A 21,004-nucleotide genomic window follows, 5' to 3' on the forward strand; every position below is an offset into this window, starting at 1 on the left:
TGAACTCCGCGACGATTCGGTGCTGTGCCAGTTCGGTTCTGGCAGTGTCGAACTCGTCGACGGATCGCCGGTGAACTCCACCGCGGCCGGCGACGGGAGTCCCCGACGAGAAGGAGTTCGACATGTTCTGGAAGATTCTCGGTGCGATCGTTCTGGTGTGGATCGGCATCGTCGTTCTCGGCGCCCTGCTGAAGGCGCTGTTCCCCCTGGTGGCGCTGGCCGTGGTGGGAACCGGTCTCTACTTCCTCTTCCGCGCGATGAGCGGCGATCGCGACTCGGCGAAGTCACCCTTCTGACGTCCCCGGTGCCGCGCTGACCTAGGCTTCGCCCATGCTCGTCGCGGTGGTCGCCGGCCCCGATGCGGGGCACGCCTTCCCTGCCATCGCGCTCGCGAAGGCGCTGACGGCCGCAGGAGAGACGGCCGTGGTCTACACCGGCGATCGGTGGCTCGACGCCGCGCGAGCGGACGGGGTGGACACTCGCCTGCTGCCGGGACTGGAACCGCGACCCGAGGACGACGACGCGGACGCCGGCCGCAGAATCCACGAGCGAGCGGCCCACATGTCCTCGATGCTGCTGCCGGTGCTCTCCGAGGCGGCTCCCGATCTGGTGGTCTCGGACATTCTCACGGCCGGCGGCGGTCTCGCCGCCGAGCGGCTGGGAGTTCCCTGGGTGGAACTGTCTCCGCACCCGCTCTACCGGCCCTCCGTGTCGTTGCCCCCGATCGGGAGTGGTCTCGCACCGGGCACGGGACTGCGAGGTCGGTTGCGGGACACCGTGATGCGAGCTCTGACGGACCGCTCCGTCCGAGCGGGGCTGGCGCAGCGCGCTCGGGCGCGCGAGGGCGTCGGTCTGCCCGCGTCGGACCCCGGCCCCGCGCGGCGCCTCGTCGCGACCATCCCCGCGCTCGAGGTGCCGCGGACGGACTGGCCGGCCGAGGCGCGGGTCGTCGGTCCGTTGTTGTGGGAGCCGACGACCGCTCTCCTCGACCCGCCGCCGGGGACCGAACCGCTGATCCTGCTGGCACCGTCGACGGCCGCGACCGGCGCCGTGTCCATGGTCGAGGCCACTGTCGAGGCGACGGCGGCCTCACGTGCGCGCGGCCGGAGTCGTCGACTGGTGATCACCACGGTGGACGACGTTCCGGCCGGTCTACCGTCCTGGGCGGTGGGCGGACTGGGGCGCCAGGACGCGCTGCTGCCGCTGGCGTCGGTCGTGGTGTGCGGCGGCGGCCACGGGATGTTGGCGAAGGCGCTGTCCGCCGGCGTCCCGGTGGTCGTGATCCCCGGCGGGGGAGATCAGTGGGAACTGGCCAACCGCGCGGCCCGGCAAGGAAGCGCCACGATCGTGCGTCCGGTGTCCGCCGACGCCGTGGCGGAGGCGATCGACCGGGTGCTGAACGACTCGACGTACGCCGCCGCGGCAGGTCGTGCCGCGGCGACCGCCGCCGCGGTCGAGGATCCCGTCGCGGTGTGCCGCAGCGTGATCGTCGACTCCCGCCCGCGCTGAGGGGGAGCGCGGACGTCCCGGGTTACGGTGACATGGTGCGCCTGACCGACTTCCACGACCGTGTCGCCGAACAGTTCGGAACCGTGACCGGGGACTCGATGCTGGTCGACCACCTGCTGCTGAGCCTCGGGAACCGCACCGCCGCGCAGGCCATCGAGGACGGCGAGGATCCGAAGGACGTGTGGCGTGCACTGTGCGTCGAGTTCGACGTTCCCCGATCGCGGTGGTGAACCTCCGGCGTGTCGCTGGGTATCGAACACCTGTTCGCTTATAGTCGTGTGCAGAGTCGACGGGAATCGCACGGCAGCGGTTCTTGTCGGTGCCCCCCTCTACCTTGGCGACAGATCGACGGGGTACAGACGCTTCGGGGACAAGAACTTCGAGAAGGAGACCATGATGGCTGCAGCTGCATACGATCGGGACAAGGCGCTCGATCTCGCGCTCGCGCAGATCGACAAGAACTTCGGCAAGGGGTCGGTCATGCGTCTCGGCGACGAGGCCCGTGTGCCCATCGCCGTCATCCCCACGGGTTCGATCGCGTTGGACGTCGCGCTCGGCATCGGCGGACTCCCGCGCGGCCGCATCGTCGAGGTCTACGGCCCGGAGTCCTCGGGTAAGACGACGGTCGCGCTCCACGCGGTCGCCAACGCACAGGCCGCCGGCGGCATCGCCGCGTTCATCGACGCGGAGCACGCCCTCGATCCGGACTACGCCGCCAAGCTCGGTGTCGACACCGACGCGCTGCTGGTCTCCCAGCCGGACACCGGTGAGCAGGCGCTCGAGATCGCGGACATGCTGATCCGGTCCGGTGCCATCGACATCCTGGTCGTCGACTCCGTGGCAGCCCTGGTTCCCCGTGCCGAGATCGAGGGCGAGATGGGTGACAGTCACGTCGGTCTGCAGGCCCGCCTGATGAGCCAGGCCCTGCGCAAGATCACCGGCGCCATCAGTTCGTCCGGCACCACGGTCATCTTCATCAACCAGCTGCGCGAGAAGATCGGCGTCATGTTCGGCTCGCCCGAGACCACGACGGGCGGTAAGGCGCTGAAGTTCTACGCATCGGTGCGCCTGGACATCCGTCGTATCGAGACGCTCAAGGACGGAACCGACGCAGTCGGTAACCGCACCCGCGTCAAGGTGGTCAAGAACAAGGTGTCGCCGCCGTTCAAGCAGGCCGAGTTCGACATCCTGTACGGCAAGGGCATCAGCAAGGAAGGCTCGCTCATCGACATGGGTGTCGAGCACGGCTTCGTGCGCAAGTCCGGCTCCTGGTTCACCTACGAGGGTGATCAGCTGGGCCAGGGCAAGGAGAACGCACGCAAGTTCCTGCTCGAGAACACCGACATCCGTGACGAGATCGAGAAGAAGATCAAGGAGAAGCTCGGCATCGGTGCAGACGTGCGTACGCCCGACGAGGCCGTCTCTGCTCCGGTCGACTTCTGACAGCAGGTCTCTCGACTGTGAACGACGACGAGTTTCCGGACTCGCGTGCACCGGGCGCCCGACGTACGTCGGGCGCCCGGTCCCGTTCCGGCCGCCGATCGGGCGAGACGCCGCCCCCGGGCGGGGGCACGGCGGTGCAGGCCAAGGATGCCGCGTTGCGGTTGCTCACCGATCGCGCCCGGAGCCGCGTCGAGCTCGAACAGCGGTTGGCCGCCAAAGGATTCACGGACGAGATCATCACGTCCGTGCTCGACAGGCTGACCGAGATCAAGCTGGTCGACGATCGCGACTTCGCGCATCAGTGGGTCCGCTCGCGACACACGTACTCGGGCCGAGGCAAGCAGGCGCTGCGCACAGAACTACGCACCAAGGGCATCGATCCGGTGCTGGCCACCGAGGCACTCGACATGATCGAGCCCGAGGACGAGCGGGAGCGTGCGCGCGAACTGGTCGTCAAGAAGCTCCGAGCCCCGGCTCTGCTGTCCGCTCTGAACGAGGAGATCGAGGATCCGCGGGAGCGGCGTGCGCAACGCGACAAGGTGGTGCGCAAGCTCGTGTCGATGCTCGCGCGTCGCGGGTTCGCCCAGGGCATGGCCTTCGACGTGGTTCGGACAGAACTCGAGGCCCTCGGAAACGATTCCGAAGGCCTCGAGTACTAGAACGTCAGACTGTCGCGCCACCCATGGCGGCACCCTGATCGACAGGAACCGGACTCTTCTTCGCTCGTCGCAGTCGCTTCTCCACCTTCGTGGCGAGGTACGTCAGCAGCGAGTTCAGGATGATCATGATGATGGCCACGATGATCAGCGCCGGTAGGAAGTTGCCGTAGAAGGCACCGACCTGCTGGCCCGACCGGACCACCTCGACATAGCCGATGATGTAGCCCAACGCGGAGTCCTTCAGCGCCACCACCATCTGCGAGATGATGGCCGGCAACATCGCGGTCACGGCCTGGGGAAGCAGGATCATGCGCATGATCTGGCCCTTGCGCAGGCCGATGGCCATGGCCGCCTCGGTCTGACCCTTCGGCAGGGACTGGATGCCCGACCGCACGATCTCGGCGATGACCGAGCCGTTGTAGAGCGTCAGGCCCGTCACCACCGCGGCCAGGGCCAGGTAGCGGGACTTGAACACCTGGTACTCGGCGAAGAACTGGTACAGGAAGATCATCAGGATCAGCACCGGGATGGCGCGGAACAGTTCGACGAAGAATCCGGCGACCAGCCGCACCGGGCGGTGGTCCGACAGGCGCGCGATGCCCAGGACCGCGCCCAGGATCAGCGCCAGCACGATCGACAGCCCCGCGGCGACCAGGGTGCCCTGGATGCCGGGAACCAGGTACGTCGTCCAGGTCGACGACTCGACGAACGGGCTCCACTTCTCCGATGTCAACTGGCCCTTCTCGTCCAGCTTCGCGTAGATCACGTACGCCGCCAGCAGTACCAGGACGAGCACGACGGCCGAGATGATGTGATTGCGCACCTTGGCGCGGGGCCCCGGAGCGTCGTAGAGAACGGTGGCGCGTTCGGCGGAGGCGACCTTCTTGGGCGGTGCCTCGGTGCTCAGAGGTGCGTTCGCTGTGGTCATCGGGCAACCGCCAATCGCTTGCCGAGGTAGCCGAAGAAGAGGCCGGTGGGGAAGGTCAGGATGACGAAGCCGAGCGCGAAGATACCGCCGACGACGAAGATCGCCGCCTCGTTCTCGATCATTTCCTTCATCAGGATGGCCGCTTCGAGGACGCCGATCGCCGCGGCGACGGTCGTGTTCTTCGTCAGGGCGATGAGCACGCTGCCCAGCGGGCCGATGACCGCACGGAACGCCTGGGGGAGCACGATGAAGCGCAGGTTCTGCGAGAACGTCAGACCGAGCGAACGCCCGGCCTCCGCCTGACCGACGTTCACGGTGTTGATTCCGGACCGCAGCGACTCGCACACGAACGAGGCCGTGTAGATGCTGAGACCGAGAACGGCGAGCCGGAAGTTGTTGTCCGCCTGGCCGGTCGGGGACGCCTGATCGGCGAGCGTGACGCCCAGGGTCTGGTAGAGGCCGAAGGCGCAGAACAGCAGGATCAGCGTGAGCGGGGTGTTGCGGAAGATGGTGACGTAGGTGGCACCGATCCACCGCGCGACGGGAACGGGGGAGACCCGCATCGCCGCGAGCAGGGTGCCGAGGACGAGAGCGCCGATGGCGGAGAGCACCGTCAGCTTGATCGTCATCCAGAACGCGTCGAGGAGTTCGGGCGCGTAGTCACTCAGTATGTCCACCGGCGACTCCTTCCGAGAGCGGTGACGAGTCGAACGGGCGGTTCACCGGTGTGAACCGCCCGTTCGGGTCTCGCGAAGAGTGGTGATCAGTAGCGATCGACGGTCGGCTGTGCGGGCAGCGGGTACCCGGACGGTCCGACGGTGTCCTCGAATGCCTTCTGCCACGACCCGTCCTCGATCATGGCGTCGATCGCGTCGTTGATCTTGGTGCGGGTCTCGTCGTCGCCCTTGGCCAGGCCGATGCCGTAGCGCTCCTCGGTGAACGGCTCGCCGACCACCTTGAGCTCACCCGGGTACTGAGCCGCGTAGCCGGCCAGGATGATGTCGTCGGTCGTGACCGCGTCGACGGCGCCGTTGCGCAGTGCCTCGACACAGGCGGAGTAGGTGTCGAACTCCTGCAGCTGCACGTCCTGCGCGTACTGGTCCTTGACCTTCTGCGCGGGGGTGGAGCCGGAGACGGAGCAGAGGCGCTTGCCACCGCTGAGCGACTCGGGGCCCGTGATGTCGGTGTTGCCGTCGGCGACGAGAAGCGACTGTCCGGCGACGAAGTACGGTCCGGCGAAGTCGACCTTCTCCTTGCGGGCGTCGGTAATCGAGTAGGTGGCGACGATGTAGTCGACCTCACCGTTCTCGATCAGCGTCTCGCGCTGCGCCGACGGCGACTCCTTGAACGTGATGTTCTCCGGCGTGACACCGAGCTTGCCTGCGACGTACTTCGCGACCTCGACGTCGAAGCCGCTGAACGAGCCGTCGGGGGTGCGCAGGCCCAGGCCCGGCTGGTCGAACTTGATGCCGACGGTCAGCTTGCCGCTCTCGGCGCTGGACGACGCGCTGGTGGCCTCGTCGCCACCACACGCGGTGGCGGCGAAGGCGAGCGCGAGTGCGGCGACGCCGACGCGGGCGGTACGGGTGATTCTCATCGAGATCCTCCAGAAGTTGGGACGAGCGGGTGGGAGATCAGTGACTCAGGATCTTGCCGAGGAAATCCTTGGCGCGATCGGACTTCGGTGTGGTGAAGAAGGTCTCGGGATCGGTGTCCTCGACGATCTGGCCGTCGGCCATGAAGATGACACGGTCGCCGGCGCGTCGGGCGAAGCCCATCTCGTGGGTCACGACCACCATGGTCATGCCCTCCTTGGCCAGCGACGTCATGACGTCGAGCACCTCGTTGACCATCTCGGGATCGAGCGCCGAGGTCGGCTCGTCGAAGAGCATCACCTTGGGGTTCATGGCGAGTGCACGCGCGATGGCGACACGTTGCTGCTGGCCGCCGGAGAGCTGCGCCGGGTACTTGTCGGCCTGGTTGGCGATGCCGACGCGTTCGAGCAGACGCTGCGCGGTCTTCTCGGCCTCGTCCTTCTTCATCTTGCGGACCTTTGTCGGCCCGAGCATGACGTTCTCACGAATCGTCTTGTGCGCGAAGAGATTGAAGGACTGGAAGACCATGCCGACGTCCGCGCGGAGCGCGGCGAGCGACTTGCCTTCGGAGGGAAGTGCCTTGCCGTCGACCTCGATGGTGCCCTCGTCGACGGGCTCGAGCCGGTTGATGGTGCGGCACAACGTCGATTTACCCGACCCGGAGGGGCCGAGGACGATGACGACCTGGCCGCTGGGAACGTCGAGTTCGATGTCCTTGAGGACGTGCAGATCACCGAAGTGCTTCTGCACGCCGTGCATCGCGATCATGGGGGCAGACGATGCTGTGGACGAGCGATGTTCGCGCTCGCCGTCAGGGTGGGTCATGGCGATGACCCTAGAGGTAGTTTCCTCCGCCACTGCTCGTTTTGGTGCGGGGACCGCGGATATGTAATGGAAACTTTACTCGGACCGCTCGGTGGGTCGGGTTCGAGCGCCGCCGTACCCTGGAGGGGTGGACACGATCGACACCCAGACCCTGCCTGCGCGGTCCGGGACTGCGCGCACCTACGAGGTGCGCACGTACGGCTGCCAGATGAACGTGCACGATTCCGAACGACTGTCCGGCCTTCTCGAGGAGGCCGGTTACGAGAAGGCCGACTCCGGGTCGTCCCCCGATCTCGTCGTCTTCAACACGTGTGCGGTACGGGAGAACGCCGACAACAAGTTGTACGGCAACCTCGGCCAACTCCGGCCGGCCAAGGACGAGAACCCCGACATGCAGATCGCCGTCGGTGGGTGCCTCGCACAGAAGGACCGCGACGTCGTGGTCACGAAGGCGCCGTGGGTGGACGTCGTGTTCGGCACCCACAACATCGGATCCCTGCCGGCGCTGCTCGATCGGGCGCGCCACAACCAGCGCGCCGAGGTCGAGATTCTCGAGTCGTTGGACGCGTTCCCCTCGACTCTCCCGGCCAAGCGCGACTCCGCCTACTCCGGGTGGGTGTCCATCTCGGTGGGGTGCAACAACACCTGCACCTTCTGCATCGTGCCCGCACTGCGCGGCAAGGAGGTCGACCGCAGGCCGGGCGACATCCTCGCCGAGGTGCAGGCCCTCGTCGACGAGGGCGTGCTCGAGGTGACGCTGCTCGGACAGAACGTCAACGCGTACGGCGCCTCGTTCGCGGATCCCGAGCAGCCGCGTGACCGGGGTGCGTTCGCATCGCTCCTGCGCGCGTGCGGGGAGATCGACGGTCTCGAGCGCGTCCGGTTCACCTCGCCGCATCCCGCCGAGTTCACAGACGACGTCATCGAGGCGATGGCGTCGACGCCCAACGTGTGCCCGACGCTGCACATGCCTCTGCAGTCCGGATCGGACCGCGTGCTGCGTGCCATGCGCCGCTCGTACCGCAAGGAGAAGTTCCTCGGCATCATCGACCGGGTGCGCGAAGCCATCCCGCACGCGTCACTGACGACGGACATCATCGTGGGCTTCCCCGGGGAGACCGAGGAGGACTTCCAGGAGACCCTCGACGTCGTCCGTCGCGCTCGCTTCAGCAGCGCCTACACGTTCCAGTACTCCAAGCGACCGGGAACGCCGGCCGCCGACATGCCGGATCAGGTGCCGAAGGCCGTCGTGCAGGAACGCTACGAACGGCTCGCCGCTCTGCAGGAGGAGATCTCCCACGAGGAGAACCGTCGCGTCGTCGGAACCGAGGTGGAGTTGCTCGTCGCCGACGGGGCCGGACGCAAGAACGCCGTCACCGAGCGGATGAGTGGGCGCACCCGCGACGGGCGACTCGTGCACTTCACCCCGACGGGCGCCATCGACCGCGCCGTCCGGCCCGGCGACGTCGTCGTCACCACGGTGACCGACGCGAAGCCGTACCACCTGGTCGCCGACGTCCCGGTGCGCTCGCACCGGCGCACCACGGCCGGCGACCGACACGAGCGGGGCACGATGCCCCGGACCGCACCGGTCGGTGTCGGGTTGGGGTTGCCGTCCGTCGGCGCCCCGGCGCCCGAGCCGGTCACGACGATGGGATGTTCACTGTGAGTACCGAGCCGACGACCGGGTCCGATCCGGCGGCCGCCGAGAAGCGGATCTCGGGTCGTATCGACCCGGGGGTCCGCGCCGTCGTCGTGGCAGTGGTCGTGTTGTTGCTGCTATTGAGCTTCGCACTGCCGCACACAGGTTCGGCCAACGCGTGGGACGTGCTGGTGCACGACGAGGACGCCGTGGCGGAGTCGGTGGCACTGCCGTCACGCATCTTCGTGTGGCTGACCCTGGTGTTCGCGGTCGGCTTCTCGGCCCTCGCCCTGGTCACTCAACGCTGGGCGCTGGCCTGGGTCGCGCTCTACGGGTCCGGGGTGGCGACGGTGCTGGGCATCCTGGCCATCTGGTCGCGTCAGACCGTTCCCGTCGGCCTCACCGGGGCCGGCCCCGGGCTGGGCCTCGTCCTCGGCTGGTTGCTCGTGGTCGTGCTGGCGTTCCACTGGTTCAAGGTGGTGTGGAACCGCTCCAACGCTCAGTGGGCGGCTGCCGCCGCCCGGCGGGACGCGGCCGTGATGGACGAGGCGCGGCGCGAGAACGTGCTGGACACGTCCCGGCGCCGCGACAACTGATCCTCCGGAGTCACAGACCGCCGAGGGCGCTGTCGGCGGCGTCGGCCCACTCGCGCCACTGCTGTGCCTGCGCACGGGCCTTCTCGGCGTCCTTGGCCTTGCCCGCGGCCTCGGCCTTCTGGGCCTGCTCCTCGAACTGCGCGACCCGCTCGCGGAACTGAGCCGCGCGCGCCATCGCCTCGGGGTCGGTGCGTCGCCACTCGGAGTCGGCGGCGTCGCGGACGCGCTTCTCGATCGCGCGGAGCTTGCCCTCGAGATCGTGCATCTTCTCCCGCGGGACCTTGCCGATGGCGTCCCACTTGTCCTGCAATGTCCGCAGTGCTGCGCGGGCCGCCTCGATGTCCTTGGACGGGTCGATGTGACCGGACTCGGCCAGCAGCCGTTCCTTCGCCTCGGCGTTCTGCTCGAACTCCGCGTTCTGCTCGGACTGAGCCGCGTTGCGTGCCTCGAAGAACACGTCCTGGGCGCCCTTGAACTTCTGCCACAGCGAGTCGTCGGCGTCGCGGGGAGCCCGGCCGGCGGTCTTCCACTCGGTCAGGAGATCGCGGAACACCTGCGCGGTGCCCACCCAGTCGGTGGACGACGACAGTTCCTCGGCCTTGGCGACCAGTTCTTCCTTGCGCACCTTGGCGGCACCGCGTTCGCGGTCGAGATCGGCGAAGTGCGCGCCGCGGCGGCGGTTGAACGCCTCCCGTGCCTTGGAGTAGCGCTTCCACAGGGCGTCGTCGACCTTCCGGTCGACGCCGCGGATGGTCTTCCACTCCTCGAGGATCACGCGAAGACGGTCACCCGCGGCCTTCCACTGCGTGGATTCGCTGCCGATGGTCTCGGCCTCGACGGCCAGCGCCTCCTTGCGTGCCGTCGATTCGGTCCGCTCGGAATCCTTGCGCTTGCGATGCTCGGCGGCGACCTCGTCGGAGTGTTCGATCACGGCCTGCAGGCGGGTCGCCAGCGCGTCGATGTCGCCGATCACAGCAGCGGTGGGCAGGGTCTCGGCGAGCGCGACGGCGGCGGTCTTCGTCTTCTTGGCGTCGCCGGCGCCGGAGGCGAGTCGCGCCTCGAGGAGTGCGACCTCGGTGGCGAGATCGTCGTAGCGGCGCCCGAAGTGTGCGAGGCCCTCGGCCGCGTCACCGGCCTGCCAGGAACCGACCTGCCGCTCTCCGTCGGTGGTACGTACCCACGCGGAACCGTCCTCGTCGACCCGGCCCCAGCGGGACGGATCGGTCACGACCGGGACGACAGCGGGCGTCGTCGGCACGTGGTGTGCAGCCCGATGCGGCGTCGGGTGCGACTCCCCGTCGCCTGTGGACGACGACGGTGCGGACGGATCGGCCGGGGCACCGGGCCGGGTGGGCGCCGGGCGCGGTGCGCCGCCGGGTCGAGGACCCGGTCGGGGCCCGGGCCGGGGAGGTGTGGGGCTCGCCTGCGCCTCGCCGGGGGCGTTCTCGGTCGTCTCGTGCTCGGTCATGGTTCTCTCCGTCTCTGCCGCGCGTCACGGCTGCCTGGCGCTACGTGGTTCTCTGCTCGGTCGTTCTCGGCCCATTCAACCCCCTCCGCGCGTCGGCGACCATGCAAACCCCGAGGGACGCGCGGAAAAGGGACGCCCTCGGACGGTCGACTACCGTGGCGTCCGTGCTGTCCGCCCTCGCCTTCGTCCCGTCGCCTCCGTTGCTGCTCGCGGAGCTCGCCGGTTCCGCCACAGGCGAACTGGACGATCTGCGTGCAGCCGTGCGCGAGGTGTGCGACGACCTGGGGCAGTCCTGTCACGACTGGATCGGGGTCGGGGTCGGTGCGACCACGACCTGGATCGACGGCGATGCCGCGGGTACGTACGCCGGTTTCGGGGCCGATGTCGTGGTCGGTCTCGCCCCGGATCGCGGGCCTGTCGATCGCGCGATGGAGTTGGCCGCGCTGACCGTCGGGCTGCTCCGCGGGCAGGCTGTTCCGCAGTGGTCGGTCCCCGTACAGCTCGTCGCTCGGAACGCGAGTGTCCAGGACGTGGCGGCGGTGGCGCTCGACCTGCGCGGCCGCGTCGACGCCGCGCCCGGCCCGGTGGGGCTGCTCGTCGTCGGTGACGGGGCGACGACCCTGACCGACAAGGCGCCCGGCGCGTTCGACGACCGGGCCGAGGCGGTGCAGCACGCGATCGACGATGCGCTCGGCAGAGCCGACGTCGACGCGCTGGCGTCCCTGGACGCTGCTCTGTGTGATGCCCTCGGCGTGGACGGGCGGGTGGCATGGCAGGTGGCGGCCACGCTGGTCGGACCCGCACGAGTGGTGCCGCACAGTCTCTTTCGCGGTGCCCCCTACGGAGTCGGGTATCACGTCGCTTCGTGGTCGCTGTGACGCGACCGACACCGGTCGCGGTGATCGGACCCACGGCCACGGGCAAGTCGGCCCTCGCGCTCGATCTCGCCGAGCGCCTCGGCGGGCACATCGTGAACATCGACGCGATGCAGCAGTACCGAGGCATGGACATCGGTACCGCGAAGACGCCGGTGGCGGAGCGTCGCGGCATCCCGCACCACCGACTCGACGTCCTGGACGTCACGGAGACGGCAACGGTGGCGGCGTACCAGGACGCCGCGGTGCGGGAGATCGAGGAGCTGCTCGAGCAGTCCGTCGTGCCCGTCGTCGTCGGCGGATCGATGATGTACGTCCAGGCTCTGCTGGACCGATGGCAGTTCCCGGCCACGGATGCCGCGGTGCGTGCCGAACTCGAGGCCAGGCTCGCCGCCGAGGGGGTCGCGGCGCTGCATCGCGCACTCGCCGAGTCCGATCCGGCGGCCGCGGCATCGATCCTGCCGACCGACGGCCGACGCATCGTCCGCGCGCTCGAGGTGGGACGCCTCACCGGGAAGCCGTTCGCCGCGTCGGCGCCCACCATCGGCGAGCCGCGCTGGGACACCGTCGTCCTCGGCATCGACCGTGACACCGACGAGCTGGACGCGCGCATCGCGGCACGCACCGACGCGATGTTCGCCGAGGGGCTCGTCGCCGAGGTCGAGACCCTCGTGGGGCAGGGACTGCGCGAGGGAGTCACCGCCCCGAGGGCGATCGGCTACGCGCAGGTGCTGCAGCTGATGGACGGCGAGATCGACGAGGCGGCCGCGCGCGAGGCGACCTTCGTCGGTACCCGTCGCTATGTTCGCCGCCAACGGTCCTGGTTCGGTCGTGATCCCCGCGTGCACTGGCTGCGCGGGGGCGCATCGGACCTGCTGGACGCCGCACTGCGCACGAGGGGAGAACACCGATGAGCGATGCGCTCGTCCTGTCGAGGAACGCGCGGTTCCAGCAGTGGCAGTCCTACCTCGTCACCCGCGGCAAGCGCACCAAGGCGGGAGTCTTCCTCGTGCAGGGAGTGCGGCCGGTGACGCTGGCCGTCGAGCACGAGTGGCCTCTCGAGTCCGTGCTCTATCGAACCGGCGACCCCTTGTCGTCCTGGGCCACGTCGACCGTGGACCGCTGCCGGGCCGCAGGCGTGTCCGCGGTGGGTGTCGCGCCGGAGTTGATGGCGGAGCTCGGCGAACGCGTCGATCAACCACCGGAGGTCCTGCTCCTCGCACGGTCCCGGCTCCTCGATCCCGGCCACTGGACTCCGACGGGCGACGCGCCGGTGGTGGTCGCGTTCGATCGGCCGACGTCGCCGGGCAATCTCGGCACCCTGATCCGGTCCTCGGACGCCTTCAGAGCGTCCGGGCTGCTGGTCAGCGGGCATGCCGCGGACCCGTTCGATCCCGCGTGCGTCCGCGCGACCACCGGCTCCCTGTTCGCACTCCCCGTGGGACAGGTCGGAGGTCCGGAGCAGGTTCGCGCGATGGTGGACAGGCTGCGGCAGCAGGGCACCGACATGACGATCGTGGGCACCGACGAGACCGGCACGGTGGCAGCGCACGAGCACGACTTCACAGGAGGAACGGTGCTGGTGGTGGGCAACGAGACCCGCGGCATGAGTGCCGCGTGGCGGGATGCCTGCGACGTCGTCGTGTCCATCCCGATAGGCGGCGCGGCGAGCTCCCTCGGAGCACCGTCCGCCGGCGCCGTCGGGCTGTACGAGATCACCCGCCAACGGCTGATCGCGCGGACGTCCGCGCCGGTGGGAGACTGATCCCATGCAGTTCACCAAGGGACACGGAACGCAGAACGATTTCGTCGTGCTGCCGGATCCGGACGCACTCCTCGATCTGAGCGCACACCGTGTGGCGACACTGTGCGATCGCCGAGCCGGGCTCGGCGCGGACGGGGTACTGCGGGTCGCCCGCAGCGGTGCTCTCGTCGACCGCGGCGTGCTCGACGCGCTGCCCGAGGGCGTGTCCGCCGGCGACTGGTTCATGGACTACCGCAACGCGGACGGGTCCATCGCGGAGATGTGCGGCAACGGTGTCCGGGTGTTCTCCCATTACGTTCGTGCGGCCGGTCTCGTGGACTCGGACGAGTTCGTCGTCGGATCGCGCGCCGGCGGAAAACCGGTCACCGTGCACTCGCACGACGCCACCGACGCCGTGGTCACCGTCGAGATGGGTACCCCGCGGGTCTTCGAGACCTCCGACACCGAGGTCGACGGCAGGTCCTTCACGGGCATCGGCGTCGACGTCGGCAATCCGCACCTGGCCTGCGTGTCCGCGGATCTCGATGCGGAGACCCTCGGCGACCTCGACCTCACGGCGCAACCCGCCTTCGACGGTGCGGTGTACCCGCACGGGGTCAACATCGAGTTCGTCACCGTGCCGAAGGACGGTGCGGTGAGCATGCGTGTCCACGAGCGCGGCGTGGGGGAGACCAGGTCGTGTGGCACGGGCATCGTCGCCGCCGCGGTCGCCGCGCTGCGTTTCGACGGGTCCGGCGACGGTGAGCTGGCCGTCCACGTTCCCGGTGGTGTCGTGTCGGTGCGCGTGTCGAACGGTTCCGCGTCGATGCGGGGGCCGTCGGTGCTGGTGGCGTCGGGGGAGCTGTCGGACGCCTGGTGGGCGGGGCTGGAAGCGTGACGGCCGGGGTGCGGGTATTCCCCGCGACACGGTTGCGTAAATGACAGTGCACGTCAGGACGTTCTCGTGGATCATGGGTCTCGTATGACGACAACGAATGCAGCGGCCGACAGGGCCGACACGACAGGTTCCTCCCACAGCGACGGGTTCGAGCAGGACGCCGAGTGGTCCACCGGCGACATGCAGCTCGACGATCGCAGCGCACTGCGCCGTGTGGCCGGACTCTCCACCGAGCTCACCGATGTCACCGAGGTCGAGTACCGCCAGTTGCGGCTCGAGCGCGTGGTGCTCGTCGGTGTCTGGACCAGCGGTTCCGCCGAGGAGGCGGAGTCCAGCATGACCGAACTCGCGGCTCTGGCCGAGACGGCGGGTTCCGAGGTGCTCGAAGGGCTGGTGCAGCGTCGCGACCGACCCGACGCCTCCACCTACATCGGCTCCGGCAAGGCGAAGGAACTGCGCGAGGTGGTCATCGCGACCGGCGCGGACACCGTCGTGTGCGACGGTGAACTCACGCCTGCGCAGCTGACGGCACTGGAGAAGATCGTGAAGGTGAAGGTCATCGACCGCACCGCGCTGATCCTCGACATCTTCGCTCAGCATGCCTCCTCCCGCGAGGGCAAGGCGCAGGTCGCCCTGGCGCAGATGGAGTACATGCTTCCGCGTCTGCGCGGCTGGGGTGAGTCCATGTCGCGTCAGGCGGGTGGCCGCGCCGGCAGCAACGGCGGTGTGGGCCTGCGTGGTCCCGGTGAGACGAAGATCGAGACCGATCGTCGTCGCATTCGCGAGCGCATGGCGAAGCTACGTCGCGAGATCCGGGGCATGAAGCAGGCCCGCGACACCAAACGTGAGCGCCGGCTGCAGGGCAACGTGCCGTCCATCGCCATCGTCGGCTACACCAACGCGGGGAAGTCGTCGCTGCTCAACGCGTTGACCGGATCCGGTGTGCTGGTGCAGAACGCACTGTTCGCGACCCTGGATCCGACCACGCGCAAGGCGACGCTCGAGGACGGCCGCGAGTGCGTGCTCACCGACACCGTCGGCTTCGTCCGCCACCTGCCGACCCAGCTGGTCGAGGCGTTCCGCTCCACGCTCGAGGAGGTGACGGACGCCGATCTGCTGCTGCACGTGGTGGACGGGTCCGACCCGCTCCCCATCGGGCAGATCGAGGCGGTCCGCGAGGTCATCGTCTCGGTGGTGCGCGAGCAGAACGCCGCGGCGCCCGAGGAACTGATCGTGGTCAACAAGATCGACGCCGCGGATCCCGTCACGCTGACGCAGCTGCGGGGCCTGCTGCCGGGTGCGGTCTTCGTGTCCGCGAAGACCGGTGAGGGCATCGAGGAGCTGCGGACACGACTCGGCGAGCTGGTCCGCCCGCCCGAGGTGTCGGTCAGCGTCCTGCTGCCCTACGACCGCGGCGACCTGGTGTCGCGCATCCATGCGGACGGACGGATCTCGAGCACGAGTCACGAGAGCGGCGGTACGCGCATCGACGCGACCGTGCCGACGGCGCTGGCCTCGATACTCACGCGATACGCCCACAGCGCGTGAGCCGTCGGTTCGCGCCGGTGCTCGGCGCTGCCGTGGTGGCGCTCGTGGCAGCGTCTCCCGCGGCGGCGCAGACCGAGGCACCGGATGCGGAGCCGTACTGTGTGCCGACCGATCCGGGACTGTCCGAACTCTCGGGTATGACGGTACTCGACGGGACGGTGTACGCGATCGGGGACAGCGGCGCCGACGACCGTGTCGCGCGCCTCGACTCCGAGTGTGCTGTCGCGGAGTGGCTTCCGAATCCGGTGGATCCGTACGACGTCGAGGATCTCTCGTCGTTCGAGGGGTCGTTGTGGCTCGCGGACATCGGCGACAACGACCGTCGACGCGACGCCGTGGCCCTCACCCGGATGGATCCTGCGGCCGGTGGTGCCGGTGAACTGCACCGGCTCACCTATCCCGACGGTGCGCACGATGCCGAAGCACTCCTCATCGGGCCCGACGGCCGTCCCGTCGTCGTCACGAAGGACGGTCTCGGAACCGGTGCCGTGTACACCGCGGACACGTCGGTGTCCGATCTCCCGAGTCCCGGTCCCACCCCGCTGCGCCGCGTGGCCGACTTCGCGCCGTCCGCGACGACCACACCCGGGGGTCCGCCGCTGCTCGACGGCAGTCGCCTGGTCACCGGCGGCGCCGTGAGCGCCGACGGGTCCATCGCTGCCGTGCGCACCTACACCGATCTGTACCTGTGGTCCGTGCGGGACGGTGACGTGGCCGCGGCCTTCGCGTCGGCCCCCGCCCGCGTCGTCGCGCTCCCGCCGCAGCCGCAGGGCGAGTCGATCGCCTTCACCTCGGACGACGAGGTGCTGCTCGGGTCCGAGCAGGGTGTGGACACGGCTGCAGCTCGTCCCGCCGTCCTCGTCCTGCGCGATGTGGCACCCTCCGCCGAGGCCGGCCCGGAGGCCACCGAGACCGCGGACTCCGAAGCACCCGCCGAGCCCACCGGGTCCATCCTCGTTCCGTTGATCGCCGCCGCGGCGTCGGTCGGTGTGGTCGTGGTGCTGACCCTGTTCTTCGTGCGTCGACTGTTCCGGTCGCGGTAGACACAGAAGCACACATGACGACGGCCCCCACGGTGTGTGGGGGCCGTCGTCGTCTGTGCGGAAGATCAGCCGTCGAGGTCCGACGCGACCAGTGCGGCCACCTTGTCGAGCGTGGCCTGATCGTCGCTGGTGATCGTGACCTCGGTGCCCTTGGTGGCCCCCAGCGTCATGATCATGAGCGCGGAGCCGCCGTCGACGGCCTCTTCGCCCTCCACCTCGAGGGTGACATCGACGCCGGAGTCGGCGACCGCCTCGGCGATGACGGCGGCGGGACGGGCGTGCAGGCCGATGGCGGATCCGACCGTGACCGTGGTGCTGGGCATCGTGGTGATCTCCTTCTTCGTCAGGTGAGTGCTGGTGTCGATACTGCCAGCTGTGGGGGTGGTGACGTGGGTGTCAGGCTGCGACGGCGACGGGTTCGTCGACGATCTCCGCAGGCTTCTTGCCGGCGAACTGCTTGGCTGCGGTGATGAGCGCCGCGGAGACCACGGTGCCGATCGCCAGAGCCAGCAGGAACAGGAAGAAGTTGTTCATCGCGAAGAACACGAGCAGTCCGCCGTGGGGTGCGCTGAGCGTCGTCCCGAAGGACATGATCAGGGCGCCGGTCACAGCGCCGCCGGCCATCATCGAGGGGATGACACGTAGAGGGTCGGTCGCGGCGAACGGGATCGCACCCTCGGAGATGAACGCAGCTCCGAGAAGCCATGCAGCCTTGCCGTTCTCGCGCTCTGCCTCGCTGTAGAGCTTCGGTCGCAGAGTCGACGAGAGTGCCATGGCGAGCGGGGGAACCATACCGGCAGCCATGACGGCGGCCATGATGCGCAGCGATGCCTCGTTGTCGACGCTGAGCCCGGCGGTAGCGAAGGCGTAGGCGGCCTTGTTCACCGGTCCACCGAGGTCGAAGCACATCATGAGGCCCAGGATGATGCCGAGGATGATGACCGACGAGCCCGAGAGGCCGTTGAGGAAGTTGGTCAGGCCGGTGGTGATGGCAGCGAGCGGGCGACCCAGTACGAGGAACATCAGACCGCCGACGACGAGGGTCGCACCCAGCGGGATGATGACGACGGGCATCAGGCCACGGAGCCACGGCGGCACCGCGATCCGGCTGATCCACAGCGCCACGAAGCCGGCGATGAGGCCACCGACGAGGCCACCGATGAAGCCGGCACCGACGAACAGGGCCACCGCACCGGCGGTGAAGCCGGGAGCCAGACCGGGACGGTCCGCGATGGCGAAGGCGATGTAACCGGACAGGGCCGGGACGAGGAAGCCGAAGGCCAGGCCGCCGAGCTGGAACAGCACCGCGCCGATGAAGATGCGGAGCCCGCCGTCGGGCAGGTTGGTGAGGCTGTTGTTGGTCATGATGTCCTCGGCGACACCCTTGATCTCGTATCCACCGAGAAGGAAGCCGAGGGCGATGAGGAGTCCACCGGCCGCGACGAACGGGATCATGTAACTGACACCGGTCAGGAGGATCTGGCGCAACCGGGTGCCCCAGCCGAGTCCACCGGCAGCGGCCGCAGCGGACGCTCCCGGTGCGGTACCGGAGACGCGTGCGGCGTTCGGGTCACCGCCGGCGCGCAGAGCCTCGGCAACCATCTTGTCGGGCTCGTTGATCGCGCGCTTGACGCCGGACTCGATGACGGGCTTGCCCGCGAAGCGCTCGCGGCCCTTGACGCCCACGTCGGTCGCGAAGATGACGGCCTCGGCCGACGCGATGAGCGCCGGGTCCAGTGCCGTGGAGCCGCTCGAGCCCTGCGTCTCGACGTGCACGGTGACGCCCGCACGGTCGCCGGCGTCCTTGAGGGAGTCGGCGGCCATGTAGGTGTGGGCGATGCCGGTGGGGCACGCGGTGATGGCGACGATGTGCTTGGCAGCGTCCGCCGTGGCGGTCGGAGCGGGAGGAGCGGTCTTCGTGGTCGTGACGGGAGTCGCAGCCTTCGGAGGCTTGGGGGCCAGAACGCCCTCGACCAGTGCGACGACGTCGGCGGGGGTGGCCGCCTCGCGCAGCGACGTCACGAATGCGGGCTTGACCAGCGCGCGTGCGAGCGAGGACAGCAGCTTCATGTGCTCCGCGCCGGCGCCCTCCGGTGCGGCGATGAGGAAGACCAGGTCCGCGTCGCCGTCGGGTGCGCCGAACTCGACCTTCGGGTTCAGGCGAGCGAATCCGAGCGATGCCGTCGTGACCGCGGCGGAGCGGCAGTGTGGAATCGCGATGCCGCCGGGCAGGCCGGTGGCCGACTGCGCCTCACGAGCCATCGCGGCGTCGCGCAGGGCGTCGGCATCCGATGCACGGCCCGCGTCGGTGAGGACGCGAGCGAGGCGGGCGATGACGTCGTCCTTCGTCGAGCCGAGATCGGCGTCGAGCAGGATGAGGTCCTCGGCGATGATGCCGGGCTTGGCATCGTGAGCCGTGGTGGGACTGGACATGTCGTTTCCTCTGGGAGTGGAGTGGAGCTGGGGGATCAGGACTGGGGTTTCAGGACTGGGGTACGGCGGGTGACGAGTCGAGGGTGTGGACGGGGACGGCAGTGACGTCGACGTCGGACGGCGTCGGCAACCGGGTGCCCGGTAGGGCGGCGGCTGCGGATCCGTAGGCGACGGCCCGGGCGAGTCGACCGGCACCGTCCTCGCCGTCGAGATCGGCCAGGATGTATCCGGCCAACGACGAGTCGCCCGCGCCGACGGTGCTTCGCGGGGTGATCGGGGGAGGGGTGGCGAACCACGACCCTGTCGCGGTGACCAGGACGGCCCCGGACCCACCGAGTGTCGCCAGGACGGCAGCCACTCCGCGGTCGACGAGAACGCGCGCGGCCTCGACCGTGGGATACGGGTCACCCTGTGCGGCACTGGCTTCGAGAGCCGCGCCGTCGTGTCCGGTGAGGTGTGCGAGTTCTTCCGCGTTCGGCTTGATCAGGTCCGGTGCCGTGGCGGGGAAGCCCGCGGCGAGTGCCGAGAGCGGATCGTCGGAGGTGTCCACCGCGACCTTGGCCGACACCTCGTGCAGCGCGGTGACGAGGCGGCCGTACCAGGTGGCGTCGATTCCGGGCGGGATCGATCCGGACAGGACGACCCAGTCGGCGCGCTGCGCGAGTTCCAGGACGGACGCCATCAGGGCGTCGACCGTCTCGGGCGCGAGTCCGGCCCCGGGCTCGTTGATCTTGGTCGTCGTGCCGTCGGACTCGCTGATGGTCAGGTTCGTGCGCGCGACACCCGACGTGGGTACGGCGTGGTACCGGACTCCGAGGGTGCCGAGCGCGCTGAGCAGCGGATCGGAACCGCTGCACGGGAGCACCGCTGTGGCGGTCCGTCCGGCGGAGGTGACGACGCGTGCGACGTTGACCCCCTTGCCGCCGGGCTCCGTCGTGGTCAGTGCGCTGCGATGCACCGATCCGCGCACCAACGGCACGTCGAGGGAGACCGTGCGATCCATGCTGGGGTTGGCCGTCAGGGTGAGGATCATGCGACCACCACCTCCAATCCGTGTTGCTGCAGACGGGTGCAGTCGGTGTCGGTGATGCCGTCGTCGGTGACGAGGACGTCCACACAGTCGAGTGCGGCGAAGGACATGAAGAACTGCAGGCCGATCTTGGCCGAGTCCGCGACGACGATCACGCGGTCCGCCGCGCTCACCATCGCGCGCTTGACGGCGGCCTCGTCGGTGTCGGGAGTCGAGAGACCGTGGCCGACGCTGATCGCGTTGGTGCCCATGAACGTCACGTCGACACGCACGGTCCCGAGCACTCGCAGGGTGTCCTCGCCGACGGTCGCCTGCGTGACACCGCGGACGCGGCCACCGAGCAGGTGGAGATCGAGGGACGGAACCGCGGCGAGACGCGTCGCGATGGGAAGCGAGTTGGTCACCACCGTCAGATCCGACTCGACGGGGATCAGCGCGGCGAGGCGACCGGTGGTGGTGCCGGCATCGAGCGCGATGGATCCGCCGGGTGCAGGCAGGTAGGCGAGGGCGGCAGCGGCGATGCGGTCCTTCTCCTTCGCGCGGGTGTGTTCGCGCTCGGCCATCCCTGGCTCCACCGCGGTGACCGACGTGGCGGGCACTGCGCCACCGTGGACTCGGCGCACGACGCCCATACGGTCGAGCGAGGCCAGGTCACGGCGCACGGTCTCGGTGGTGACACCGAACGTGTCGGCCAGGTCGGCGACGGAGACGCGACCGCGCTGTCCGATGAGGCCGGCGATGGCGTTCTGCCGCTCTTCCGCGTACATC

General features: G+C 69.1%; 22 protein-coding genes. 13 read left to right on the plus strand and 9 right to left on the minus strand.

Going from position 1 to position 21,004, the window contains the following annotated elements; translation table 11 throughout:
- The first annotated feature begins 122 nt into the window (after window positions 1-122).
- From QE397_RS08060 to QE397_RS08080, 5 genes are all read left to right on the plus strand, one after another.
- Window positions 123-296: a hypothetical protein gene (locus QE397_RS08060; protein WP_027505123.1), complete on the plus strand. Its 174-nt coding sequence runs from the start codon at window positions 123-125 to the stop codon at window positions 294-296.
- A gap of 34 nt (window positions 297-330) precedes the next feature.
- The gene (locus QE397_RS08065; protein WP_307092748.1) at window positions 331-1,509 is read left to right on the plus strand and encodes a glycosyltransferase; all 1,179 of its coding nucleotides are present in this window, start codon (window positions 331-333) and stop codon (window positions 1,507-1,509) included.
- Window positions 1,510-1,544: 35 nt separating this feature from the next.
- The gene (locus QE397_RS08070; RefSeq protein WP_027505125.1) at window positions 1,545-1,739 is read left to right on the plus strand and encodes a DUF3046 domain-containing protein; all 195 of its coding nucleotides are present in this window, start codon (window positions 1,545-1,547) and stop codon (window positions 1,737-1,739) included.
- Between the two features lie 166 nt (window positions 1,740-1,905).
- Window positions 1,906-2,952, plus strand: coding sequence for a recombinase RecA (gene recA, locus QE397_RS08075; protein WP_307092750.1), 1,047 nt, complete (start codon window positions 1,906-1,908; stop codon window positions 2,950-2,952).
- 17 nt (window positions 2,953-2,969) lie between these two features.
- Window positions 2,970-3,611, plus strand: a complete 642-nt coding sequence (locus QE397_RS08080) for a regulatory protein RecX (RefSeq protein ID WP_373425217.1) — start codon at window positions 2,970-2,972, stop codon at window positions 3,609-3,611.
- 4 nt (window positions 3,612-3,615) lie between these two features.
- Here QE397_RS08080 and QE397_RS08085 read toward each other — a convergent pair whose 3' ends face one another.
- From QE397_RS08085 to gluA, 4 genes are all read right to left on the minus strand, one after another.
- Window positions 3,616-4,539: an amino acid ABC transporter permease gene (locus tag QE397_RS08085; protein WP_082544487.1), complete on the minus strand. Its 924-nt coding sequence runs from the start codon at window positions 4,537-4,539 to the stop codon at window positions 3,616-3,618.
- Entirely contained in the window at window positions 4,536-5,216 is a 681-nt protein-coding gene (locus tag QE397_RS08090) for an amino acid ABC transporter permease (protein WP_027505128.1), read from the minus strand. Before QE397_RS08090 ends, QE397_RS08085 begins: the two co-directional genes overlap by 4 nt.
- An 86-nt stretch (window positions 5,217-5,302) precedes the next feature.
- Window positions 5,303-6,136: a glutamate ABC transporter substrate-binding protein gene (locus QE397_RS08095; RefSeq protein ID WP_027505129.1), complete on the minus strand. Its 834-nt coding sequence runs from the start codon at window positions 6,134-6,136 to the stop codon at window positions 5,303-5,305.
- Between the two features lie 37 nt (window positions 6,137-6,173).
- The gene (gene gluA / locus QE397_RS08100) at window positions 6,174-6,902 is read right to left on the minus strand and encodes a glutamate ABC transporter ATP-binding protein GluA (protein ID WP_027505130.1); all 729 of its coding nucleotides are present in this window, start codon (window positions 6,900-6,902) and stop codon (window positions 6,174-6,176) included.
- A gap of 184 nt (window positions 6,903-7,086) precedes the next feature.
- On the opposite strand from gluA, the gene miaB reads away from it, so the two are divergent.
- Window positions 7,087-8,628, plus strand: coding sequence for a tRNA (N6-isopentenyl adenosine(37)-C2)-methylthiotransferase MiaB (gene miaB / locus QE397_RS08105; protein ID WP_027505131.1), 1,542 nt, complete (start codon window positions 7,087-7,089; stop codon window positions 8,626-8,628).
- On the plus strand, window positions 8,616-9,197 hold the full coding sequence (locus QE397_RS08110; protein ID WP_037185326.1) for a hypothetical protein: 582 nt from the start codon (window positions 8,616-8,618) through the stop codon (window positions 9,195-9,197). The genes miaB and QE397_RS08110 overlap by 13 nt, the downstream gene beginning before the upstream one ends.
- A gap of 10 nt (window positions 9,198-9,207) precedes the next feature.
- Here QE397_RS08110 and QE397_RS08115 read toward each other — a convergent pair whose 3' ends face one another.
- Window positions 9,208-10,665, minus strand: coding sequence for a DUF349 domain-containing protein (locus QE397_RS08115; protein WP_307092757.1), 1,458 nt, complete (start codon window positions 10,663-10,665; stop codon window positions 9,208-9,210).
- Between the two features lie 155 nt (window positions 10,666-10,820).
- On the opposite strand from QE397_RS08115, the gene QE397_RS08120 reads away from it, so the two are divergent.
- The 6 genes from QE397_RS08120 to QE397_RS08145 all read left to right on the plus strand — a co-directional run bounded on the left by QE397_RS08120 (window position 10,821) and on the right by QE397_RS08145 (window position 16,773).
- The gene (locus QE397_RS08120; RefSeq protein WP_307092759.1) at window positions 10,821-11,543 is read left to right on the plus strand and encodes a hypothetical protein; all 723 of its coding nucleotides are present in this window, start codon (window positions 10,821-10,823) and stop codon (window positions 11,541-11,543) included.
- Entirely contained in the window at window positions 11,540-12,454 is a 915-nt protein-coding gene (gene miaA, locus QE397_RS08125; protein ID WP_222637656.1) for a tRNA (adenosine(37)-N6)-dimethylallyltransferase MiaA, read from the plus strand. Before QE397_RS08120 ends, miaA begins: the two co-directional genes overlap by 4 nt.
- Window positions 12,451-13,305, plus strand: a complete 855-nt coding sequence (locus tag QE397_RS08130) for an RNA methyltransferase (RefSeq protein ID WP_307092761.1) — start codon at window positions 12,451-12,453, stop codon at window positions 13,303-13,305. The genes miaA and QE397_RS08130 overlap by 4 nt, the downstream gene beginning before the upstream one ends.
- Before the next feature lie 4 nt (window positions 13,306-13,309).
- Complete coding sequence (dapF, locus tag QE397_RS08135; protein ID WP_307092763.1) at window positions 13,310-14,182, plus strand: diaminopimelate epimerase; 873 nt, start codon at window positions 13,310-13,312, stop codon at window positions 14,180-14,182.
- Between the two features lie 84 nt (window positions 14,183-14,266).
- Window positions 14,267-15,730, plus strand: coding sequence for a GTPase HflX (gene hflX / locus QE397_RS08140; protein ID WP_027505135.1), 1,464 nt, complete (start codon window positions 14,267-14,269; stop codon window positions 15,728-15,730).
- Window positions 15,727-16,773: a hypothetical protein gene (locus QE397_RS08145; RefSeq protein WP_222630894.1), complete on the plus strand. Its 1,047-nt coding sequence runs from the start codon at window positions 15,727-15,729 to the stop codon at window positions 16,771-16,773. The genes hflX and QE397_RS08145 overlap by 4 nt, the downstream gene beginning before the upstream one ends.
- A 65-nt stretch (window positions 16,774-16,838) precedes the next feature.
- Here the strand turns inward: QE397_RS08145 and QE397_RS08150 are convergent, their stop codons facing one another.
- The 4 genes from QE397_RS08150 to QE397_RS08165 form a co-directional block, all read right to left on the minus strand.
- On the minus strand, window positions 16,839-17,096 hold the full coding sequence (locus QE397_RS08150) for an HPr family phosphocarrier protein (protein ID WP_307092767.1): 258 nt from the start codon (window positions 17,094-17,096) through the stop codon (window positions 16,839-16,841).
- Between the two features lie 73 nt (window positions 17,097-17,169).
- Complete coding sequence (locus tag QE397_RS08155; protein ID WP_056444900.1) at window positions 17,170-19,206, minus strand: fructose-specific PTS transporter subunit EIIC; 2,037 nt, start codon at window positions 19,204-19,206, stop codon at window positions 17,170-17,172.
- A gap of 49 nt (window positions 19,207-19,255) precedes the next feature.
- The gene (locus tag QE397_RS08160; protein ID WP_222649155.1) at window positions 19,256-20,239 is read right to left on the minus strand and encodes a 1-phosphofructokinase family hexose kinase; all 984 of its coding nucleotides are present in this window, start codon (window positions 20,237-20,239) and stop codon (window positions 19,256-19,258) included.
- Window positions 20,236-21,003, minus strand: coding sequence for a DeoR/GlpR family DNA-binding transcription regulator (locus QE397_RS08165; RefSeq protein WP_027505139.1), 768 nt, complete (start codon window positions 21,001-21,003; stop codon window positions 20,236-20,238). Before QE397_RS08165 ends, QE397_RS08160 begins: the two co-directional genes overlap by 4 nt.
- Window position 21,004: the final 1 nt, after the last annotated feature.

Origin of the sequence: Rhodococcus sp. SORGH_AS_0301, assembly GCF_030818285.1 — a bacterium.
GTDB lineage: Bacteria > Actinomycetota > Actinomycetes > Mycobacteriales > Mycobacteriaceae > Rhodococcoides.

Bases quoted from the DNA above. Each gene is read 5' to 3' on its own strand.
- QE397_RS08155 (WP_056444900.1), bottom strand. From the start codon at position 19,206: ATGTCCAGTCCCACCACGGCTCACGATGCCAAGCCCGGCATCATCGCC.
- QE397_RS08115 (WP_307092757.1), bottom strand. From the start codon at position 10,665: ATGACCGAGCACGAGACGACCGAGAACGCCCCCGGCGAGGCGCAGGCG.
- QE397_RS08060 (WP_027505123.1), top strand. From the start codon at position 123: ATGTTCTGGAAGATTCTCGGTGCGATCGTTCTGGTGTGGATCGGCATC.
- hflX (WP_027505135.1), top strand. From the start codon at position 14,267: ATGACGACAACGAATGCAGCGGCCGACAGGGCCGACACGACAGGTTCC.
- QE397_RS08085 (WP_082544487.1), bottom strand. From the start codon at position 4,539: ATGACCACAGCGAACGCACCTCTGAGCACCGAGGCACCGCCCAAGAAG.
- QE397_RS08095 (WP_027505129.1), bottom strand. From the start codon at position 6,136: ATGAGAATCACCCGTACCGCCCGCGTCGGCGTCGCCGCACTCGCGCTC.
- recA (WP_307092750.1), top strand. From the start codon at position 1,906: ATGGCTGCAGCTGCATACGATCGGGACAAGGCGCTCGATCTCGCGCTC.
- QE397_RS08165 (WP_027505139.1), bottom strand. From the start codon at position 21,003: ATGTACGCGGAAGAGCGGCAGAACGCCATCGCCGGCCTCATCGGACAG.
- QE397_RS08130 (WP_307092761.1), top strand. From the start codon at position 12,451: ATGAGCGATGCGCTCGTCCTGTCGAGGAACGCGCGGTTCCAGCAGTGG.
- QE397_RS08110 (WP_037185326.1), top strand. From the start codon at position 8,616: ATGTTCACTGTGAGTACCGAGCCGACGACCGGGTCCGATCCGGCGGCC.
- gluA (WP_027505130.1), bottom strand. From the start codon at position 6,902: ATGATCGCGATGCACGGCGTGCAGAAGCACTTCGGTGATCTGCACGTC.
- QE397_RS08150 (WP_307092767.1), bottom strand. From the start codon at position 17,096: ATGCCCAGCACCACGGTCACGGTCGGATCCGCCATCGGCCTGCACGCC.
- QE397_RS08160 (WP_222649155.1), bottom strand. From the start codon at position 20,239: ATGATCCTCACCCTGACGGCCAACCCCAGCATGGATCGCACGGTCTCC.
- dapF (WP_307092763.1), top strand. From the start codon at position 13,310: ATGCAGTTCACCAAGGGACACGGAACGCAGAACGATTTCGTCGTGCTG.
- QE397_RS08065 (WP_307092748.1), top strand. From the start codon at position 331: ATGCTCGTCGCGGTGGTCGCCGGCCCCGATGCGGGGCACGCCTTCCCT.